This is a genomic window from Rhizobium sp. 05N430, assembly GCF_056396985.1.
Genome location: NZ_JBFTMO010000013.1, coordinates 19,810 through 39,077 on the forward strand (window position 1 = coordinate 19,810; position 19,268 = coordinate 39,077).

General features: G+C 62.3%; 17 protein-coding genes. 6 read left to right on the forward strand and 11 right to left on the reverse strand.

The features are described 5' to 3' along the window. Window positions 1–16: 16 nt before the first annotated feature. Complete coding sequence (locus AC1DJO_RS22505; protein ID WP_477972883.1) at window positions 17–814, reverse strand: type 1 glutamine amidotransferase domain-containing protein; 798 nt, start codon at window positions 812–814, stop codon at window positions 17–19. A gap of 112 nt (window positions 815–926) precedes the next feature. Here AC1DJO_RS22505 and AC1DJO_RS22510 point away from each other — a divergent pair, with 112 nt between their 5' ends. Further along, window positions 927–1,835, forward strand: coding sequence for a LysR family transcriptional regulator (locus tag AC1DJO_RS22510; protein ID WP_477972885.1), 909 nt, complete (start codon window positions 927–929; stop codon window positions 1,833–1,835). 19 nt (window positions 1,836–1,854) lie between these two features. On the opposite strand, the gene AC1DJO_RS22515 is transcribed toward AC1DJO_RS22510, so the two are convergent. Both AC1DJO_RS22515 and AC1DJO_RS22520 read right to left on the reverse strand, forming a co-directional pair. Further along, the gene (locus AC1DJO_RS22515) at window positions 1,855–2,310 is read right to left on the reverse strand and encodes a MarR family winged helix-turn-helix transcriptional regulator (protein WP_477972887.1); all 456 of its coding nucleotides are present in this window, start codon (window positions 2,308–2,310) and stop codon (window positions 1,855–1,857) included. 36 nt (window positions 2,311–2,346) lie between these two features. Further along, window positions 2,347–2,787, reverse strand: a complete 441-nt coding sequence (locus AC1DJO_RS22520; protein WP_477972889.1) for a MarR family winged helix-turn-helix transcriptional regulator — start codon at window positions 2,785–2,787, stop codon at window positions 2,347–2,349. A gap of 86 nt (window positions 2,788–2,873) precedes the next feature. Between AC1DJO_RS22520 and AC1DJO_RS22525 the strand changes: the two genes are divergently transcribed. After that, complete coding sequence (locus tag AC1DJO_RS22525; RefSeq protein ID WP_477972891.1) at window positions 2,874–4,679, forward strand: chloride channel protein; 1,806 nt, start codon at window positions 2,874–2,876, stop codon at window positions 4,677–4,679. Window positions 4,680–4,725: 46 nt separating this feature from the next. On the opposite strand, the gene AC1DJO_RS22530 is transcribed toward AC1DJO_RS22525, so the two are convergent. After that, complete coding sequence (locus AC1DJO_RS22530; RefSeq protein WP_477972893.1) at window positions 4,726–6,255, reverse strand: ABC-F family ATP-binding cassette domain-containing protein; 1,530 nt, start codon at window positions 6,253–6,255, stop codon at window positions 4,726–4,728. A gap of 395 nt (window positions 6,256–6,650) precedes the next feature. Between AC1DJO_RS22530 and AC1DJO_RS22535 the strand changes: the two genes are divergently transcribed. Then, window positions 6,651–6,950, forward strand: a complete 300-nt coding sequence (locus tag AC1DJO_RS22535; RefSeq protein ID WP_477972895.1) for an alkylphosphonate utilization protein — start codon at window positions 6,651–6,653, stop codon at window positions 6,948–6,950. Between the two features lie 416 nt (window positions 6,951–7,366). Here AC1DJO_RS22535 and AC1DJO_RS22540 read toward each other — a convergent pair whose 3' ends face one another. Continuing rightward, the gene (locus AC1DJO_RS22540; protein WP_477972897.1) at window positions 7,367–8,923 is read right to left on the reverse strand and encodes a helicase HerA-like C-terminal domain-containing protein; all 1,557 of its coding nucleotides are present in this window, start codon (window positions 8,921–8,923) and stop codon (window positions 7,367–7,369) included. A 224-nt stretch (window positions 8,924–9,147) separates the two neighbouring features. Here AC1DJO_RS22540 and AC1DJO_RS22545 point away from each other — a divergent pair, with 224 nt between their 5' ends. Beyond that, entirely contained in the window at window positions 9,148–9,543 is a 396-nt protein-coding gene (locus AC1DJO_RS22545; protein WP_112517296.1) for a hypothetical protein, read from the forward strand. 68 nt (window positions 9,544–9,611) lie between these two features. Here the strand turns inward: AC1DJO_RS22545 and dapB are convergent, their stop codons facing one another. After that, on the reverse strand, window positions 9,612–10,391 hold the full coding sequence (gene dapB, locus AC1DJO_RS22550; protein WP_477972899.1) for a 4-hydroxy-tetrahydrodipicolinate reductase: 780 nt from the start codon (window positions 10,389–10,391) through the stop codon (window positions 9,612–9,614). Window positions 10,392–10,944: 553 nt separating this feature from the next. Between dapB and AC1DJO_RS22555 the strand changes: the two genes are divergently transcribed. Beyond that, on the forward strand, window positions 10,945–11,241 hold the full coding sequence (locus tag AC1DJO_RS22555; RefSeq protein ID WP_310291597.1) for a hypothetical protein: 297 nt from the start codon (window positions 10,945–10,947) through the stop codon (window positions 11,239–11,241). A 64-nt stretch (window positions 11,242–11,305) separates the two neighbouring features. Here AC1DJO_RS22555 and AC1DJO_RS22560 read toward each other — a convergent pair whose 3' ends face one another. Further along, on the reverse strand, window positions 11,306–12,721 hold the full coding sequence (locus AC1DJO_RS22560; protein ID WP_477972902.1) for an aldehyde dehydrogenase family protein: 1,416 nt from the start codon (window positions 12,719–12,721) through the stop codon (window positions 11,306–11,308). A 99-nt stretch (window positions 12,722–12,820) separates the two neighbouring features. Here AC1DJO_RS22560 and AC1DJO_RS22565 point away from each other — a divergent pair, with 99 nt between their 5' ends. Continuing rightward, window positions 12,821–13,714, forward strand: coding sequence for a LysR family transcriptional regulator (locus AC1DJO_RS22565; RefSeq protein ID WP_477973088.1), 894 nt, complete (start codon window positions 12,821–12,823; stop codon window positions 13,712–13,714). A gap of 3 nt (window positions 13,715–13,717) precedes the next feature. On the opposite strand, the gene AC1DJO_RS22570 is transcribed toward AC1DJO_RS22565, so the two are convergent. The 4 genes from AC1DJO_RS22570 to AC1DJO_RS22585 all read right to left on the reverse strand — a co-directional run bounded on the left by AC1DJO_RS22570 (window position 13,718) and on the right by AC1DJO_RS22585 (window position 19,151). Then, window positions 13,718–14,881, reverse strand: coding sequence for an acyltransferase family protein (locus AC1DJO_RS22570; protein WP_477972904.1), 1,164 nt, complete (start codon window positions 14,879–14,881; stop codon window positions 13,718–13,720). A gap of 188 nt (window positions 14,882–15,069) precedes the next feature. Then, entirely contained in the window at window positions 15,070–15,933 is an 864-nt protein-coding gene (locus tag AC1DJO_RS22575) for a hypothetical protein (RefSeq protein WP_477972906.1), read from the reverse strand. A 241-nt stretch (window positions 15,934–16,174) separates the two neighbouring features. After that, window positions 16,175–17,701: a DUF1254 domain-containing protein gene (locus tag AC1DJO_RS22580; protein WP_112517290.1), complete on the reverse strand. Its 1,527-nt coding sequence runs from the start codon at window positions 17,699–17,701 to the stop codon at window positions 16,175–16,177. Window positions 17,702–17,714: 13 nt separating this feature from the next. Continuing rightward, window positions 17,715–19,151 (reverse strand): DUF1254 domain-containing protein, encoded by a 1,437-nt coding sequence (locus AC1DJO_RS22585; RefSeq protein ID WP_477972908.1) that lies wholly within the window; start codon window positions 19,149–19,151, stop codon window positions 17,715–17,717. Window positions 19,152–19,268: the final 117 nt, after the last annotated feature.

Sequence of the window (19,268 nt, forward strand, 5' to 3'; positions counted from 1 at the left end):
GCTATCGTCCTTCGTTTCAGGCGGCCGTTGCGCGGTTCAGCGCCTCGACCAGCTTGGCGGCAAGCGGATGGTCCGAACGCGGGTTCTGGCCAGTGATCAGTTCGCGATCGACAACGACATTCGGTTCGAAATCGATGTCACCGGTCGTCACGTTGCCCCCGGCAATCTGCAGCGCATCGACCACGTTGAAATAGAGCTTGGCGTGCAAAATGTAGTCCTCGACAACCTTTTCTTCGCTATTGGAGAAGACGGTCATGTTGTACCCGGCATATTGCCAGCCCTTGGCCCATTCTGCCGCCTTTTCAGGCGCACCGGCAATCAATGCCGCGCGGAATTCGCGGGCATTCGGCATGGCCGAGGCGACAGCGATCGGACCATGGCAGAGCAGGGCGGTCGGCTTGGCCTTCTCGTGGAAGTGGTGCAGGATTTCGCCGAGATCGGCATCCTGCATCAGATCGACCCCAGGTGCCTGGCCGCCGGGCACGAAAACGCCGGCATAGCCGTCCAGACCCTCGGCGATGACCGCTGCCAAGGTCTTCACCTCGTTCATCGACCGATCCTCGGCATAGAAGGTCTTGGCCTTGCGGTATGCCGCCTCGTCGCCACCGAAGTGATCCACCTTGTCGGAGACCTCATCGATATGCGGCTTGGTGCCGTTGGGGGTGGCAAGCACGACATCGTAACCTGCAGCGATCACCGCCATCACCGGGATCACGGTCTCATTCAGATACTGACCGGTTGCGCCGCTGCGGCCGCCCTTGGTTTCGATGCGTGTTGCGTTCGAACCCACGACGAGAACTTTACCCTTGCTCATTGTCATCTCCTTGGCCTCTGGCCTCGTTTCGATGACTGGATGATGCTCTCTGGCAATGTATTTCGGAAATTTATTTGTTCTATTTCAGATATTCACATGGCATTATAACTGAATGCGATATGACCTGAACCTGATGCCGGTGTTCCTAGCGCTCATGGATGAGCGCAACGTCACCCGCGCCGCCGAGCGGCTGGGCATCACCCAGCCGGCGCTGTCCAATGCGCTGAACCGCCTGCGTGACACGCTGCGCGATCCGCTGTTCATCCGCGAGCGCTACGGCATGCGCCCGACGCAGCTTGCCGAAGAGATGGCGCCGGTGGTGCGCACCGCGCTGGCCCAGTTCGACGAGCTGATCCTCGGCCAGCAGCAGTTCGATCCGGCAGAAGCCTCAAGGCTCTTCACGCTTGCGCCGAACAGCTATGCCGAATTCGTGCTGATGCCGGAGGTGGTTGCCCGCCTGCGCCAGCGCGCCGACGGCATCAAGCTCCGCCTCATCCCCTTCGGTAGCGATCTCGCCGAAACCGGCGCGGTATCAGGATCGACCGAGATGGTAATCGGCCGCATCACCGATCCGCCCGACAATATCGTCGTTCAGCACCTGATGGACGATGGCCTCGCCTGCGTCGTCCGCGCCGGTCATCCCGATATCGGCGACAGCATCTCGAAAGAACAATACGAGCGGCTGAAACACGTCAACGTTCTGCCGCCCGGCCGCCTGCGCGCCGGCCTTTTCCAGGCGCTGGAACAGCGCGGCCTGCGCCGCGAGGTGGCCGTCTCCGTCACTCATTTCCTCGCCGTGCCCGAAATGATCGCGGCGGCCGACTATTGCACCACGCTGCCGCGCCAGATCTGCCGGCGGCTCGCCCGCGACCCCCGCCTGAAAATCTTGCCCGCACCCGCCGATCTCGGCACTTTCCCCGTCGAGATCGCCTGGCATGTCCGCTACCGTCACGACCCTGCCCACCGCTGGCTGCGGTCGCTGATATCGGAGGTGGCGAAGGAGATTGGCGAAGACGCTTGAAGCGCCCGGGCCCTTGCCCTTAATCCGCCCAGGGATCGTCCTGCAGCGCCACGCCGTCCTGCAGGCTGTGCAGGATGGCGATCAGCCGTGGGGCCAGTTCGCGGATCTCGCTCAGGTGGATGGCGGTCAGCCGCTTCAGCGCCGATTCCGCCTTTGCGCTCAGCGCCAGGGTCTGGCGCCGCTTGTCATTCGGGTCGGCGTTTCGCGACACATAGCCAGCGGCGACCAGCCTGCCGACCAGTTCAGTTGCCGAATGCGGCGCGATCAGCAGACGCTCGGCAAGCAGGCCGACCGACATCGCCTCTTCGCCGCGGTGGCCCTTGATGGCCAGCAGGGCCTGATGCTGCTGTGCCGGCAATCCTTCCTCGTGGGCAGCCGAGGCGCTGAAATCCATGAACTGGCGCAGCGTATAGCGCAGGTTCGACAGCGCCTCGTAATCGGCTTCCGTCAGATCATCTATCGGCTTCCTGGCCATCAATCCCCTGCCGTCATTCGCTTGCCGTCGGCAAGATCATTGCATCCATGCCGCCATCTCCATCCGCCGGTGATCCTGCAGCGCCCGCAGCGCCTGCATCAGCTCCGGCGCCATTTCCCGGATCTCATAAAGATGGGCAGGCGTCAGCCGACGCAATAGCTCTTCCGCCTGATCTGTCAATCGGACAACGGTGCGGCGCTTCGGCTTGGTGGCGATCGTCAGAAAGCCGCGGTCTCTCAATCCTTCGGTCAGCTCCGTGGCTGCGGCAGGCGCCAGAAACAGCGTCTCTGCCAGACTGGAAACGCTCATTTCGCCATCGATCCCCAGCCCCTTGATGGCGAGAAGCGCCTGGTGTTCCGGCGGCGCCAGACCGAGACGGGTGGCCGCATCGGCGCTGAACTGGCGGAATTTGCGGATCCGGTATCTCAGGTTGGCAAGCGCCTCATATTCGATCTCCGAAAGGCTTTCCTTGGGCATCGGCCTGCTCCTCAAAGCACGACTTGATTTATATCGTAATACGATATATTTCGCGCTTCATTGCCAGCCTGTCAACAGGAACCCCTATGTCCTCACAAAACACCCACCGGCCGCATGATTTCATGGGCGGCCTTTCCCGGCGCGAGGCCGGAGACTTCACCACCGACAAGCGCGTCATCGCCCTGATCGGCATGGCGCTGATCGTTGGCACCGGCGGCGCCCTTGCGGCCTGGGTGCTGGTCAGTCTCATCTCGCTGGTCACCAATCTCGTCTGGTTCGGCCGCTTCAGCATCCATGCCGTCTCGTTGGCCGCCGCCCCGCGCTCTGTCTGGATGGTCGTGATCCCGGTTCTCGGTGGTCTCGTCATCGGCCTGATGGCCCGTTTCGGCTCGGAGAAAATCCGCGGCCACGGCATTCCCGAAGCGATCGAGGCGATCCTGATCGGCGGCAGCCGGATGTCGCCGAAAGTGGCGATCCTGAAGCCGATTTCCTCGGCGATCTCGATCGGAACCGGCGGCCCGTTTGGCGCCGAAGGCCCGATCATCATGACCGGCGGGGCGATCGGTTCGCTGTTTGCCCAATGCTTTCACCTGAGTTCGGCCGAGCGCAAGACGCTGCTGGTGGCCGGTGCCGCGGCGGGGATGACCGCGATCTTCGGTTCGCCGATCGCCGCCATCATGCTCGCCGTCGAACTGCTGCTGTTCGAATGGAAGCCGCGCAGCTTCATTCCCGTTGCCGTCGCCGCCTGCGTGTCGGTCTGCTGGCGCCCGTTCCTGTTCGAGGCAGGGCCGTTGTTTCCGAAGCAGTTCCACATGGATCTCCCCTGGTGGGGCATCCTGCTCTGCGCCGGCATGGGCATTCTCTCCGGCCTGCAGTCCGGCATCCTGACGACGCTGCTTTACAAGATCGAGGAGCTCTTCGAAGCGCTGCCAATCCACTGGATGTGGTGCCCGGCACTCGGTGGGCTGATCATCGGCCTGGGCGGTTTGATCGAACCGCGCGTCCTCGGCGTCGGCTACGACATCATCGATGGCCTCCTGAACAGCAGCCTGCTGCCGCAGGCGGTGCTGACCGTCCTGCTGGTCAAGGCGGCCATCTGGCTCGTGGCGCTGTCATCGGGTACATCGGGCGGCGTGCTGGCGCCGCTGTTGATCTTCGGCGGCGCGCTCGGCTGGCTTGTCGGACTCGTCCTGCCCGGCGATCCCGGCTTCTGGGCGCTGCTCGGCATGGCGGCGATGATGGGCGGCACGATGCGCGCGCCGCTGACCGGCACCTTCTTCGCCGTCGAGCTGACGGGGGATGTCCAGGCGCTGCTGCCGCTGCTCGCGGCAACCGTAGCGGCCTATGCGGTGACTGTTCTTCTGTTACGCCGCTCGATCCTCACCGAGAAGATCGCTCGCCGCGGCCAGCATATCACCCGCGAATATGGCATCGATCCCTTCGAATTCGCCCGCGCCCGCGACATCATGATCTCCAAGGTCGATAGCCTGAACGCCGGCATGACCGCGGGGGAGGCGATCGACCTCTTCACCACGCAGCCGAAGACGCACCGGGTCTATCCTGTCATCGATGACCTCGGCATCCTCAAGGGTCTGATGTCGCGCGGCGATGCGCTGCGCTGGCAGCAGGAACGCGTCGAGCGCAGCCAGCCGCTCGCCGATCTGGTCTCCGACAGCTCCGTGCCGCTCGCTCACCCCGATGACACGGCCGGCTATGTTGCCGATCTGATGCTGGCAACCGATGCCGGCCGCATCCCGATCGTCGATCCCGAGAGCGGTCAGCTCGTCGGCCTCATCGCCCGCAAGGATCTGCTGCGCCTGCGCCATTCGCTGCGGGCAAGCGAAACGGAGCGCCAGCCGTATTTCGGCCCGGGCGCCAAAGCGCTGACGTAGAAGTTGGCACAGCCGCGGCATCGATACGCCGCGGCTGCGCTGTCTCTTAGCTCCTGCCTTCCGCGGCAGCGGCAAAGAACCCTTCGGGGCTCTCCACCTCGACCAGCCGCTTCCGCTCGATCTGCCAGAAGCGGTTGCCGGTGGCGCGTACGAAGCTGCGGTCGTGGGAGACCAGCAGGCAGCTTGCCTGATGCGCCATCAGCTCTGTTTCCAGCGCCTCCTGGCCGTCGATATCCAAATGGTTGGTCGGCTCGTCCAAGAGGTAGAAATTCGGCTCGGTCAGCCTCAGCACCAGCATGCCGAGCCGCGCCTTCTGGCCGCCTGAAAGGCGTCCGACGGGCTTTGCCTGCATGTCGATCGTCATCCCGGCTCCGGCGAGCAGCGCGCGCGCGCGCTGGTCGCCGACATCGAAGCGGCGGATGATCGTCTCCATCGGCGTATCGGCATCCCGGAGATCGGCGAGCGCCTGATCGGCATAGCCCAGCACCAGCGAAGGCGTTGCCTTGATGCCGTCTTGCGTCGCATCCGGATTGCCGATCGCCTTGCGCAGCATGGCGATGAACCGTGATTTTCCGGCCCCGTTTTCGCCAAGCAGCACGATCCTGTCGCCTTGGCAGATGAACTGCTTGCCGGTCTTGAACAGCATCGTGCCATCCGGCGTGCGCACCTCGGCATCATCGAGGCTAACGAGCACCTTGGCATGGGTGCCGCGATTGCCGAGCTTGATGGCGCCGGCCGAGCGCTCCAGATGCGCAGGCTTTGCCGCATCCTCCAGCTTGTCGGCCCGCTGCTTCAATTGCTTGGTCTTGACGACCAGCAGGTCGCTGCCGGAGTTGATGCCGATATTGTTGAGCTTGGCCGCCTGCTTGCGCAGCTGCTCGGCCGTCTTCATGTCGCGCTCGTAGCGCTTCGCATCGGCGGCATCCGCCTCGTCGAGTGCGGCGCGCGCCTGCGAATAGGGGAGCGAGAAGAGCTGCGAATTCTCCGGCCGCAGAAACAGCGTCCGGTTGGCGACGGCATCCAGAAAGGCGCGGTCGTGGCTCGCCAGAATGACGGGCACGTCGCGGGGCAGGGCGTTCAGCCAGTTTTCCATCAGCGCGATCTTGCCGAGATCGAGATGGTTGGTCGGCTCGTCGAGCATCAGCACGTCGGGTTCCGTCACCCAAACGCGCGCTAGCATCGCCAGCCGCTGCCAGCCGCCGCTGAGTGCGTTGAGCGGTCGCTGCCGGAATTCCTCCGGCACGTCGAGCGATTCAAGCACCACATCGACGCGCCAGCTTTCGCTCTCCGCCTGTTCGGCTGGGAGAGCATCGAGCACGGCGTCGTAGAAGCTGTGGCCGAAGAGGGCGGGTGGCACGTTCTGCTCGACATAGCCGACGGTCAGCCCGCGCGCCTTGGTGATCTCGCCTTCGGTCGCCTCCAGGGCACCGGCGATGCAGCGGAACAGCGTCGATTTCCCGCGCCCGTTGGCGGCCACCAGGCCGATGCGGTCGCCGGCATTGACGACGAGGTTCAGCTTTGAAAACAGCGGCTGCGACAGGACGATGCCGAGATTGCGGATATTGATCAGTGTCATGGTCGGTCTCTGGTCTTTGCCGCACAGCGCATTCATCGTGGGCATCGGCCATCATCGATGAACGCACTGTAGCAGCGGATAGGAATATCGGCAGCACAGATCACATGGGACAGGTGCTGCGGGCCACGAAGGGCAGACCAGGAAGAGGTGTCGCGAGAAACGGTCTCTGGTCAGCCCTGCAAACGCATCTGCAGGGCGTTGACGGGGCCACGCTGCCGGTAATACCGGAAATAGAAATTCTGCACGTGACCCTCCTTTCTCTTTGAGCGAACGCTTACTGGATAGCATCGAGCGGGCTGCGGCGCAACCGCACGCTGCGGCCCCGGTCTTGCCGCGGCGGGCCTGCTGCTATAAGCGCCGGTCTCATATTGAAATTCCTTTGAGGAGACGCGCCGATGGCTGCCGACGACGACTACCTTTATGACGAAGCTACAGGCGAATGGCGCCCGGCATCCGAGATGGCCGCCGCTGCCGCAAAAGCTGCCGAGGTCCGCGACGCAGCCGGTAACCTGCTGCAGGATGGCGACAGCGTCACGCTGATCAAGGACCTGAAGGTCAAGGGCGCCGGGCAGACGCTGAAGCAGGGCACGGTGATCCGCTCGATCCGGTTGACGGACAATCCAGAAGAGATTGACTGCAAGTATGATGCGATCAAGGGGTTGGTGCTGCGGACGGAGTTTGTGCGGAAGCGGTGAGGGGCTGTCGACGGAGTGCGTGGGCACCCCCCTCTGTCCTGCCGGACATCTCCCCCTCAGGGGGGGAGATTGGCTGGAGCCGCGCTCATGCTCGGAGACTTCAGAGGCGCGATTTCCACCACGTATCCCTCATTCCTGTGCCTGTCACGGGAATCCAGCCACCGCGCGTCCGCGCGGTGAATGACTCGTTTGCCTCTTGAAGAAGTCTCCCGCGCCCCAGGACTGGGGCGCACTGGATTCCTATGACATCCCGTGGGCAAAGCCCTAAGGCCACAGGAATGAGGGAGAATGTGGGATCCGATTGCCCAACCTTGCCATTGTAAGCGAGCGGCCGCCCCCAGCCGATCTCCCCCCTTGAGGGGGAGATGCCCGGCAGGGCAGAGGGGGGTAAACCCCACCCGCAGACGCCGAAGAAGCTACCGCTTCAAACTCCCCAAGATCCCCCGCACCAGCGCCCGGCCGACCTGCGTTGCAACCGTCCGAGCCACGCTCTTCATCGCCGCTTCCACCACCGTCTCGCGCTGGTATCCCGAGCGCCCACGACCCTGACCGCTCTGCTTGTTGTCGTCATCGCCGCCGCCGAAGCCCGGCAGGCTCCAGCCGGAGGTGGTGCCGGCTTCCGTCGGCTGTGCCTCCTGCGCCTGCTTGGCAGCCTCGGATTCGGCCGCCTTCTTGGCGCGGGCGGCGAGGATTTCGAAGGCGGATTCGCGGTCGAGGTCTTCGTCATAGACGCCGAGAACCGGGCTGCGATCCATCACCTGCTGACGCTCGGCATCGGTCAGCGGGCCGACGCGGCCGGAGGGCGGGCGGATCAGCGTGCGTTCGACGATCGACGGCGCGCCCTTGGCCTCCAGCGTCGAGACCAGCGCCTCGCCGGTGCCGAGCGTGGTGATCACGGTGGCGCAATCAAAGGCCGGGTTGGGGCGGAACGTGTCGGCCGCCGTCTTCACCGCCTTCTGCTCGCGCGGCGAATAGGCACGCAGCGCATGCTGCACGCGGTTGCCGAGCTGGGCGAGCACGGTTTCCGGCACGTCGAGCGGGTTCTGCGTCACGAAATAGACGCCGACGCCCTTGGAGCGGATCAGGCGGACCACCTGCTCGACACGCTCGGTCAGCACCTTCGGTGCGTCGTTGAAGAGCAGATGCGCCTCGTCGAAGAAGAACACCAGCTTCGGCTTGTCGGGGTCGCCGACTTCAGGAAGCTCCTCGAAGAGCTCGGAGAGCAGCCAGAGCAGGAAGGTGGCGTAAAGCCTGGGGTTCATCATCAGCTTGTCGGCGGCAAGCACCGAAATCTGGCCGTAGCCGCGATTATCGGTGCGCATGATATCGGAGATCTTCAGCGCCGGTTCGCCGAAGAAATGCTCCGCACCCTGCTGCTCGAGAACCAGCATGGCGCGCTGGATCGAGCCGACGGAGGTCTTGGAAATCAGCCCGAACTGATTGGACAGCTCGCTGGCATTTTCGGCCATGTAGTTCAGCAGCGCCGAGAAATCCTTGAGGTCGAGCAGCGGCAGCCCGGCCTTGTCGGCGATCTTGAAGGCGATATTGATGACGCCTTCCTGCGGCTCCGAGGCATCCATCAGGCGGGCCAGCAGCAGCGGCCCCATCTCGGCGATCGTGGTGCGGACGCGATGGCCCTTCTCGCCGAAGAGATCCCAGAAGATGACAGGGAAGAGGTCGTATTCGTAATCGGTAAAGCCGATCTGCTCGGCGCGTTTGGTGAGGAAGTCCTTCGCCTCGCCCCTGGCGGCAATCCCCGAAAGGTCGCCCTTGATGTCGCCGCAGAAAACGGGAACGCCGGCCTTCGAGAAGCCTTCGGCCAGCACCTGCAGCGTCACCGTCTTGCCGGTGCCGGTGGCGCCGGTGACGAGGCCGTGGCGGTTGCCGAATTTCAGGTCGAGATATTCCGGCTTGTTGATGCTATCGTCAGGATTGCGGCTGGCGCCGATGAAAATCTTGCCGTCTTCGAGCATTGCGAATTCTCCCTTGGGCCAAGGCCGCCGCTAGAGCTGGAATGCGAAGATCAGCCGCATTCATTCTCCTATAGTGTACCTGTTATAAGCAGGGAGTGTGATACCGGCAACTGTTTGCATTAAAAGCAATTCTGGACAAAGTGCCGCCTTGCGAAAGGCCGCTTGAGTTGGCGGAGAAAGTCGATTAACGTTGACGTTAACGTCAAATAAAAGGAGGCCTGACGATGAATGAAGTTGTGACCCAGATCGCTGACCGCGTGGGCATCTCGCCCGACCTCGCCGAAAAGGCGCTCGGCATGATGCTCGGTTTCCTGCAGCGCGAGGCCGATGACGGGCCGGTTGCCAAGATGATCGAAGCGATCCCCGGCGGGTCCGATCTCGTGGCCCAGTTCAACGGCGAAGGTGCCAGCGGCGGCGGTCTGCTCGGCGGGCTGATGAGCGCGCTCGGCGGCGGTGGCGGCATCATGGGCCTCGGACAGCAGCTGATGAGCGAGGGCCTCGGCATGGGCGAAATCACCGCGCTCGCCAAGGAAACGATCGCCATCGCCAAGCAATATGCCGGCGAGGAAGTCGTCGATCAGGTCGTCGCTTCCGTTCCGGGCCTGAGCCAGTTCGTCTGAGACGAAGGTCATTCTGGAGATCGAAGCCTCGCGCCTTGGCGCGGGGCTTTTTGTTTGGCGCTGCAGCCTCAGGATCGCCGCGGCAATCCCAGCACGTCCTGCATGTCATATTCACCCTGCGCCCGGCCGGCGGCAAAGCGGGCGGCAGCCAGCGCACCGCGCGCAAACATGCCGCGATCAAGTGCGGAATGCGAGATCGTCACCACTTCCTCGGCGGCGGCAAAGAGAACGCTGTGTTCCCCGACGATTCCACCACCTCTCACGACCGAAAAGCCGATCTCGCCAACCGGACGCTCGCCGGTGATGCCGTCCCGGCCGCGGCGCTCGACCGATGCCAGCGGCACGCCACGACCCTCTGCGGCAGCATCCCCCAGCATCAGCGCCGTGCCTGACGGTGCGTCGATCTTCCGCCGGTGATGGGCTTCCAGAATCTCGATGTCCCAGGTTTCGGCAGGCAGGGCAGCGGCCGCCTGTGCGACGAGGCCGAGAAGCATGTTGAGGCCGATCGAGAAATTGCCCGAGCGGACGATCGCAATCCGGTCTGCCGCCTTGCGGATCCGCGCAAGCTCCTCCGCTTCGAAGCCCGTCGCCCCGATCACCAGGGCCGGCCCGTTTCTTGCGGCACACAGCTCCGCCAGTTCGGCGGCAGCAGCTGCCGTCGAGAAATCCAGGATCACATCGGCCGCTTCGATCGCCGCCGACCGGTCGATCAGGCCGCCGCCGCTGCTGCCCTGACGCCCGAAACTGCCGGCATGCAGGAATGCGGGATCACCAGAGAGCGCCGAAACGATCGCCTGGCCCATCCGGCCCTGCGCGCCGCCGACGGCAATTTTGAGAGGTGAGGTCAAGGCGTCTCCATGTGGTGGGATTTGCGGCAGGTCGGGGGTATCGCATACCGTTTTCCGTGGGCGGCGCAAGCGTTTGGCGAACGGTGCCGTTTTGAGGGAGCGCAGCGTGGTGTGCAGCGGCAGGCTTTTGGATGGTGACAGCCTGTATCCGTAGCCCCCTTATCCGGCCTTGTCAGGCCACCTTCTCCCCGAGAGGAGAAGGGGATCGCAGAGGTCGCGCCAACCTTCCCTTCGCCCCAACGGGGAGAAGGTGGCCCGGTAGGGCCGGATGAGGGGCCACGGGCCGCAGCTTCCACCGTCAACGCTCAGAGAAAGCAATGTATTTTCAAGCGCATCCCTGCTCTTCATCGCATCCGGCTCAAACGTGTTGAATCACTTTCTTCACAACACCCGCATCCGCCCGCGCCAAGCCTCGGAATGACACAGGTGCAGGCTCGCTTAACCCCGCATTTCCAATCGCCAAATATTGATCGCCAGACGCCGCTGACGCCGGGAACAAAACCGCCCCGTCGGCTGTTTCAGCCGCGATGATCACACCGGAAGGATAACGATCATGCGCAGGCTCATTTCAATCACATCCATAGTGCTTCTCATTGCAGCCCCGGCCTTTGCCCAGTCGAGCATGGGTGTCGATACCAACGGCCGTTTCGACGGCAGCCCGCCTCCCGGCACGTCGCCGGCCTATGACGCGCAGCAGAGCGGCCTGGAAATACCGCTCGACCCGATCGAAACCGGCGGCATCACCATCCTGCGCCCGTCGAGCTGGAGAGCGCCGTGCGAGCGCGACAGCACGCATCAGACGCGCGGCGACGGCACAGTCAACGCGGCCTGCCCGGACCGTACAAACTAAGGCTGGCGGCCCGATTGTTCAGCACCCGCCCGCAGCTTTGCGGGCTGAATGATTGCGTTTGCGCCTAAGCCAAAATCGCCCGTGGCTCCAGGAACGCCTCAAGCCCGAAGGTTCCGAACTCGCGGCCCATGCCCGATTGCTTGAAGCCGCCGAAGGGCGCAAGCGGCTCGTGCGGCGCGCCGTTGATCACCACGCGGCCTGATTCCATCTGCTCGGCGACCCGCCTGGCGCGATCGATGTCGCTGGAATGGATATAGGCCTGCAGCCCATAGCTCGTGTCGTTGGCAATGCGGATGGCATCCGCCTCGTCCTTGTAGGGGATGACCGAGAGCACCGGCCCGAAGATTTCCTCCCGGGCGATGCGCATGCCGTTATGCACATTGGCAAAGATCGTCGGGCGCACGAACCAGCCGCGCTCGATGCCTTCAGGCCGCCCGCTGCCGCCGGTGAGGATCTCGGCACCTTCCTCCTCGCCAAGCCGGATATAGGATTGCACCCGGTCATATTGCTTCTGGCTCACCATCGGCCCGATCTGGACTGTGGGATCATCGGGGTTGCCAGTCTTGATCGCTTCGATGCCCGATTTCAGCCGCGGCAGGATCTCGGGCATCAGGCTTTCCGGGACAAGAATGCGGGTACCGGCGACGCAGGCCTGGCCGCTGTTCATGAGCCCCATCATCAGCACGGCCGGAATGGCGGTATCGAGGTCGGCATCATCGAGAATGATGTTCGGTCCCTTGCCGCCGAGTTCCAGCGTCACCCGCTTCATCGTCTCGGCGCCGGAACGCAGGATCTGTTTGCCGACGGCGGTCGAGCCGGTGAAGCTCACCTTGGCGATATCCGGATGGCTGCTGAACTCGGCGCCGACGACATCGCCGCGGCCGTTGACGATGTTGAACACGCCTTTGGGCAGCCCTGCCTCATGCAGGCATTCGGTGATCAGCTGCGTCTGGATAGCGCTCATCTCGCTCGGCTTGATGACGACGGTGGAGCCCGCAGCCAGCGCGGTGGCCAGCTTGGCGCAGATGAAGCCATAATTGCTGTTCCACGGCGTGATCGCCGCCACGACGCCCAACGGCTGCATGGTCACCGCGGCGCGGCCGATCGTGCGGGTGAAGTCGTAAGTCTCCAGCACTTCCGCCATCTTCAGGAATGCCGAGGCAGCGTAGGGCACCGAAAACCCGGTGAAATATTGCGGGGCGCCGTATTCTTCGGCCATCGCCGCGGTCATTTCCTCGGCGCGGGCCGAAACCGCAGCGGCCAGACGCTGCAGCATCTCGATCCGCTCTTCCTTGCTGGTGCGCGAGAAAGCTGGGAAGGCGCGCTTGGCGGCGGCGATCGCGGCGCGCGCATCCTCGCGGTTGCCGAGCCTGACGGTGCCGATCTTCTCCTCGGTCGAGGGATTGAAGAGTTCGGCGGTTTCCTCGCCCTGAGGCGTCACGAAGGCGCCGTCGATATAGACCTGAGTAATGTTGCGCATCGCTTTTCTCCTTTGTGCGATACGCCGTATCTGGCACCGGCCGATTGATCTGATAAGCTGCTCAATAACGGACGAGCTGATAAGGAGAGCAGGACAATGATGCGCGGCACGCTGGCGGAACTGGAAGCGGTCATCGCCGTCGCTGCCAAAGGCGGATTCCGCGCTGCTGCCCGCGACCTCTCGATTTCCTCCTCGGCCCTCAGCCAGCAGATCGCCACGCTGGAAGCAAGGCTGGGCGTCCGCCTCTTCAACCGCACCACCCGCAGCGTTACGCTCTCCTCGGCGGGCGAGCAGTTCGTGGCCGAGGTGACCCCGGCGCTATCGGCCATCCGCCGCGCCATCGACCAGGCCGACGAGCACCGCTCCGAGCCTTCGGGCACACTGAGGATCAACACCTCCATCGGCGCCGCCCGGATGATCCTCGCGCCGCTCGCCGTCGAATATCTTAGGCGCTACCCGGCCATGCAGCTGGAAATCGTCACCGAAGGCGCGCTTGTCGATATCAACGCCCAGGGCTTCGACGCCGGCATCCGCATCCTGGAATCCGTGCCGCCGGATATGATCTCCGTGCCGATAAACCGCTTCATCCGCCCTGTCATCGCCGGCTCACCCGGCTATTTCAAAGAGAAGGGCATCCCCAAGACCCCCGCCGACCTCGAAACCCACCGCTGCATCCGCGCCCGCATGGCAAGCGGCACCATCTACCGCTGGGAGTTCGAGCGGCGCGGCGAGGCATTCACCATGGATGTGCCCGGCACGCTGATGCTCGACGAAAGCGACCTCATCCTGCGCGCCGCGCGCGAAGGCGCAGGCCTTGCGTACCTCAACGAATGGCAGGTCGGCGAAGACCTGGCGGCCGGCCGCCTGGTCCGCGTGCTGGAAGACTGGACGGCGCCCTATCCGGGGCTGTGCCTCTATTATCCCGGACGGCGGCATATTCCGGCCAAGCTCAGGGCGTTTGTCGAACTGGTCAGGGAAGTCAGATGGGATTGAGGGTCAATCCGCCGTGGCCCCCGATGGCGCTGTTTTCAGAGGCGGTTTTATCAAGGCCATCACCCTTGCGATAAGAGGCGAAAGGAAGGACTTTATCAGCCTCTGCGCCTCGCCGATCAGTCCGCAGCCGAGTGTGCTCAAAAGGACCACCGGGATAAACGAGCGAATATCCAACGGGCCCATTTTCGAAATCTGATGGGCAACGATGATGATGACGGTCTGGTGGGCCACATAGTAGGTCATCATCGATCTGTTCAGGAATGCGATCACCCGGTTGGGGCGGTTGGCGATCCTGCCGGCAAAGCCCAGCAATGCGATGATGGCGCACCATTGGAATATCGATCTGGCAATCCGCACCAGGACCACGACGGTATCCGGCCAATCTTCCCGCGGAACGGCAACGACGGCTGCCGCGACGACCAGAAAAGAGATGATGGCAAGAGCGCCGCCAAGCCATCTCTGCCGGTCGACTTCACGCCAGAACGGCGACTCCTCCATCAGCAGCGAGCCGGCCATGAACATCGAGAAATAGACGAGATGGGCATAGACGTCGGTGTGTATCGCCCGCGTCTCGCCGAAGATCGGGTATAGCCAGAGTCTCGAGGCGGAAAGCAGAATGATCGGGATCAGGAAGAGGTTTACGCCCCGGAGCGAATTTGCGAGTGCAGACGGGAGGTTCGGCCAGACCCTCTGCAGATATGGCCAGAGAAACGACCAGGCGAAGACGTAGATCCAGAGATAGGCCAGGAACCAGAGGTGCTCGAGCGTTAGCCCGGACACCATGAAAGCTTTCCAGAATTCCCAATAGGATAGGCCGGGAAAAGGATTGAACTCCGAAAGATAGATCTGCGGTGGGACAACGAGCAGAACGCCGAGCGTGAAGGGCAGCAGCAATTGCCGCGTTCGCGTCCCGCGGATGTCACTGACAGATCGGCTGCGCAGAAGCGACCGTGTGACAAGCCCCGAGATGAAGAAAAGCAGGCTCATCCGCCACGGATGAGAGGCGGCAGCAATCAGATCGACCAGCCGGCTGCCGTCGATAGAATTGAGCAGCCATGTTCTCGTCCCATAGGCGAGACTTGTATGATAGATAATCAGCGTGCCGAAACACAGGACGCGCAACGCGTCGAGATCGTGGCGCCGCCCGCCCGATTTGATGTCCGTCATGATTGTTTGCCCCAACCCAGGCAATGCAATCATAGGACTGTTTATTAGATCTTAATTTTTCTTCTCAGGTTGCATCGAGCGCCCGCAAATCGCAATTTTTTGCGGCAACCTGAGATATGTGCACCCGAAATTCGGCTTCGCCAGTCATCCGAACTTCGCGATCGTTCTATAGGGCAGCCGTCATCGCTTCAGGTCGATCCAGACTTCCCGCTGACACCATCGGTGGATGGCGTGGTATTTCGCGCCGCTTCCTTGAAATACTGGGAAACCGTCAGACGCAGTACCCTGGCATCGTCAGCTGAAATTCCATGCGGTTCGTAGGTGACATCGGCCACGTCGCGTTTCGAAAAATAGCCGTAGAACATCAGCGCCGAGAGATAGCTGCCATAGATCGATGGATGGTTGCAGTCGTCGTAAAGGGTGAAAGGCTGAGGGCGGCTCTGCAGGTCTTCCCATACGAGCCCGACATTCACCAGATCGACCCCGGTCGATGCCGCAAGGCGGGCATGCTGTTCCTGAATATTGCGGTGCATGTTGGCATAGCCGGCAGGCGAAATCCCGGTTGCCGATTTCGGCATGCCCTCGTTTTCCTTGCACTGATCGGTGTAGCGCCAAGTCACGAACATCGCAGGCCTGGACCCTTTGCCCTGCGCTTCCCGGATCAGATCGGCGGCGACATCCCAGGTGTCGCCGGCGCGCTCGGCGCTGTATTGATCGCTGCTCAGCACCTGCAACACGACATGATCCCAGCGCTGCGCCAGCAGAGCCTGGGTATTCGGGTCGTCCATATGGGTCTTGAGGCTGACGCCGGGCTCGGCATCCATGACGATCTCGAGCTTGTTGGGATAGCCCGCGGAATCGGCGATCGAACGCACCATGTCAGGCATGTGGTGATAAAAGGTCCGGCTGTTGCCGATGAACAGCGCCGTCTCCTGCGGCCGCTTATCAAAGACATCGGCGGCGTCGCGCACATAGCCGCTGAATGGCGGCAGGAAGACCAGTGAGCCGAGTAAAATTACAAACAGGGTGCCTGCCCGAGCGAATTTAAACAACATGTATCCTCATGGCGGTCGCGGTGCCCCATGAGGTAGCCATCGATACGTAAAGGATGGGTTGAATAAACTGCGTGATTTTTAGGGCTGGGGGTTTTGGGGCGGCGGAGATGAACCGCCGGAGATGAACCGCCGGTGAAGGATATGAGGCGGATGTAAGACGCCAAGCTAGGCGCTGCTGGCGCGCGCAAGGCCTCCCCCGGAACCCATCGTCGTCGGTTGGCTGCCTGGCGCTGTTCGGTCATCCAACCAGCTCGAAGTCCGGCAGTTTGAACGTCTTGCTGTTGAATGCCTCGGTCGGTCCGTAGAAGCGAACTGCTGGCAGCGGCCGCTTCCCCGCCGTCGGTATCCAGTTCGCCTCCAGCCCCTCAGGCGCTTTCGGTCCGACGTAAAGGGTCACGCCGCCATCGGCATTCTTCGTCATCTTATCGAGGTCGTAGGTCGAGAGCGTTGTCCGATCCAGATCGCTATAGATAAACGACATAGTGGCGCGGTCATAGACGGTAAGCGCCCAGAACTGTTTGACCGGCATCTTGGCGGGCAGATCGACCTTGTAAAGCTTCCCCGCCTCAAGCAGGTGACCGGCTTTGTCGGCCATGGCCATCATATATTGAGTGGCGGGCGTATCGCTTAGAACCTTCGGCATGTAGGTGCACCAGAAGTATTCAGCTGCGCGCGGGATCAGGTCAATGTAGTCGTCGTAAATGAACGAGAAGGTCTTGTTGTCATCGGCCTGTAGAAGTGAGGCGTAGTGCCGATCCGGCCAGTAACGCATCGATTCCGGAACGTGGTCAAACCAGTCCTGAAGATAAAACCACACGTCAATCGCCGCCTGATGCATCGCGCGCTTGGCTGTTTCATCCGGGGCAAATGGTTTGCCCTTCTCGATGCCAAGCGACTTCAACATGCCCATCATGACCTTGTCATGCTCCCTGACAGGCTCGACGCTCATGATCTCGTGCATGTCCTCGAAATGGCGCTCATCGTAGAACGGCAAGGTCGGGTAACGCTGATTGATCGGATCGACGAACTTCTGTTCCGGCGGATTTTTCGCCTCGCTGAGATAGTACATCCGCAACCGCTTGGCATAGGCATAGGCGTCGGCTGTGGACTTGCCCGCAGCGGGCACCGAACGGAAAGCGAAGGCGATGCGATAGTTCGGTGACGGGATGTGGATGTAGCCTTTCGGAATCTTGCCACTGTAGCCAGGTGGCGTAAAGAGCAGCTTCCCGCCCTTGCCATGATCGACTCCGGCCGGTCCGACATCGGCGATGGTGAATTGCCATGCGTCGACAACCTGGCCGTAGAGACTGCCCTCAGCCCCAGCAACGGGCACTTCCAATACCACGGGCCCCTTCTTCAGGTCCGTGAACGCGGAAATGTAGGGCGTCGTGCTGTTGGCGGTGATGGCCTCAAGCTTTGGCGTCGCCACCGCTGAATAGGCGATGATGTCGTTGTCCTTCATCCCGAGGTCCGTGAAGGCAGCGCGACGGAACGAATAGATAGCAATCGCGGGCATATTCCAGAGGACTGCCTCGAACGCCCGCTGATATTTGATCTGATAGTCGAAATCCTTGATCGACGGCGTCGCTCCTTTCGCGGGCTGTCCGCCGAGCGGGTCCTGTCCATCTTGCGCGACGGCTTGTGTCGGCACGCTCAATGCTGGAACCGCGACGGCCATTGCGGCGACCGAGACTGTGGCCGCCCCTTGAATCAAAAGACCACGCCGGTTGACGAGCCATGCCGCGCCGAGTTCGTTGTCGTGCATCGAAAAACTCCACTCACTGGACCGGATCAACTTGAGGAAGCTCGTACTTCCCGGCGAGCACCTCATCCTTAGGCTGGTAGAGGCGGAGGATCATGTAAAACGGTCCCGATGGCGTCGGAAGCCAGTTGGCGGCGAACTCCCCGTCGGGCTTTGCCGACTGCAGCGGTACATCGAAGGTACCGTCGGCGTTGACCTTCAAGCCCTTGGTATCCGTGCCGAGCTTGTACCGCTGGATCGGGTTGTCAACGAGCATCTTGTCGGCTGCGTTGTAGACGGTCAGGGACCAGAAGGCATTGACCGGCGGCGCTTTGCTGAAGTGAATAACGTATTTCTTGCTGCCGTCGAGCTGCCCGCCCTTGGAATCCGTGGCGCGTAGCGGATACATCGCTTCCTTCTCGCCTTGGCCGCCGAGATAAGGCCCTGCGATGAGTGCACGCAGCGGGTACATGTAGCCGAAGTCGTCAAGGCCACGCACCCAACTCCAGCCGTTGCGTTCTGTACCCGAACTCGACAGCGCAGAAACAGCCACTTTCGGACCGTCCTTCAGAGCGCGGACGAGAGCATCACGTTGCTGCTGGGTGAGCTTTGAGTCATCGAAGCCGTCCTTGGTGAGCCCGAAACGCGCGAATTGCCCGAACAGCGCCTTGTCTTGCGGCGGCACCGCGTTCGACTTCAGGGCGAACGCCAGCTGCTTGTAAAAACCCAAAGGATCGGAGCCAGTGTCGGGCATATCCGGCAGCTTGGCTGCAGCGGCGACGTATTTGGAATTCTTCCATTCGCTCAACGGACGAAGCGTGAACTGCTGCTGCAGCTTGACCAGCGGTTCCATCGCCTCGCCCTGGTTCACCCTGAGGCGGCCCCACAGCCAGACTTTGTCGGTCGCAACGTCCAGTCGCGTGACGCCTTTCGGCAGCTTGCCCTTCCATCCCGGCGGCACGATCGCGAAATCTCCCGCCTTTGTGCCGGTCGTCCTGCGGCCGATGTAGTGTTCGAGGTTCTGCCACATATCGAAAACATCGACGACATAGTAGCGGTCGTTAGTATCGGGGACGTGCAGGATCGACGGCTCTTTGCCGAGATCAACGACCGCACTGAGATACAGCGTGTCGTTGTTCGCAGTCGGCATGTCCTTCGCATCCGGCGTTGCCAGCAGCGTCGCCCAGCCAATCTGGTTGAGCGGTGCTCTGTAACTGGTCGCGGGTTTGGGATCGGGTACATCGCTATATTGCCGCGCAACGCGTTCCATCCGGACAAGCGGGTAACCCCAGACATAGGCCGCAAGTCCCGTCTGGTAGGCGTCTGCCGCAAGACCGGCCTCTATGTTCTCCTTGGTCGTTGGGAGGTTTAGAAGCTCGTCGTTGTCGGAAGATTGCGCAACCACGTTCGCGGCTGGCGCAACGATGGTCCCTGCCAAGAGTGAGGCGAGGACGAATTTGCGCATTGCGTGCATGGGAAACCTCTGCAGATCGGTGAACCGCCGGACCCGTCGAGATGACACGCGGGAATGCAGAGGCGTAAGTACGTTACGGTAAATTTACGGGTTAAATCAGCGGCGCGGCGGCTCGTC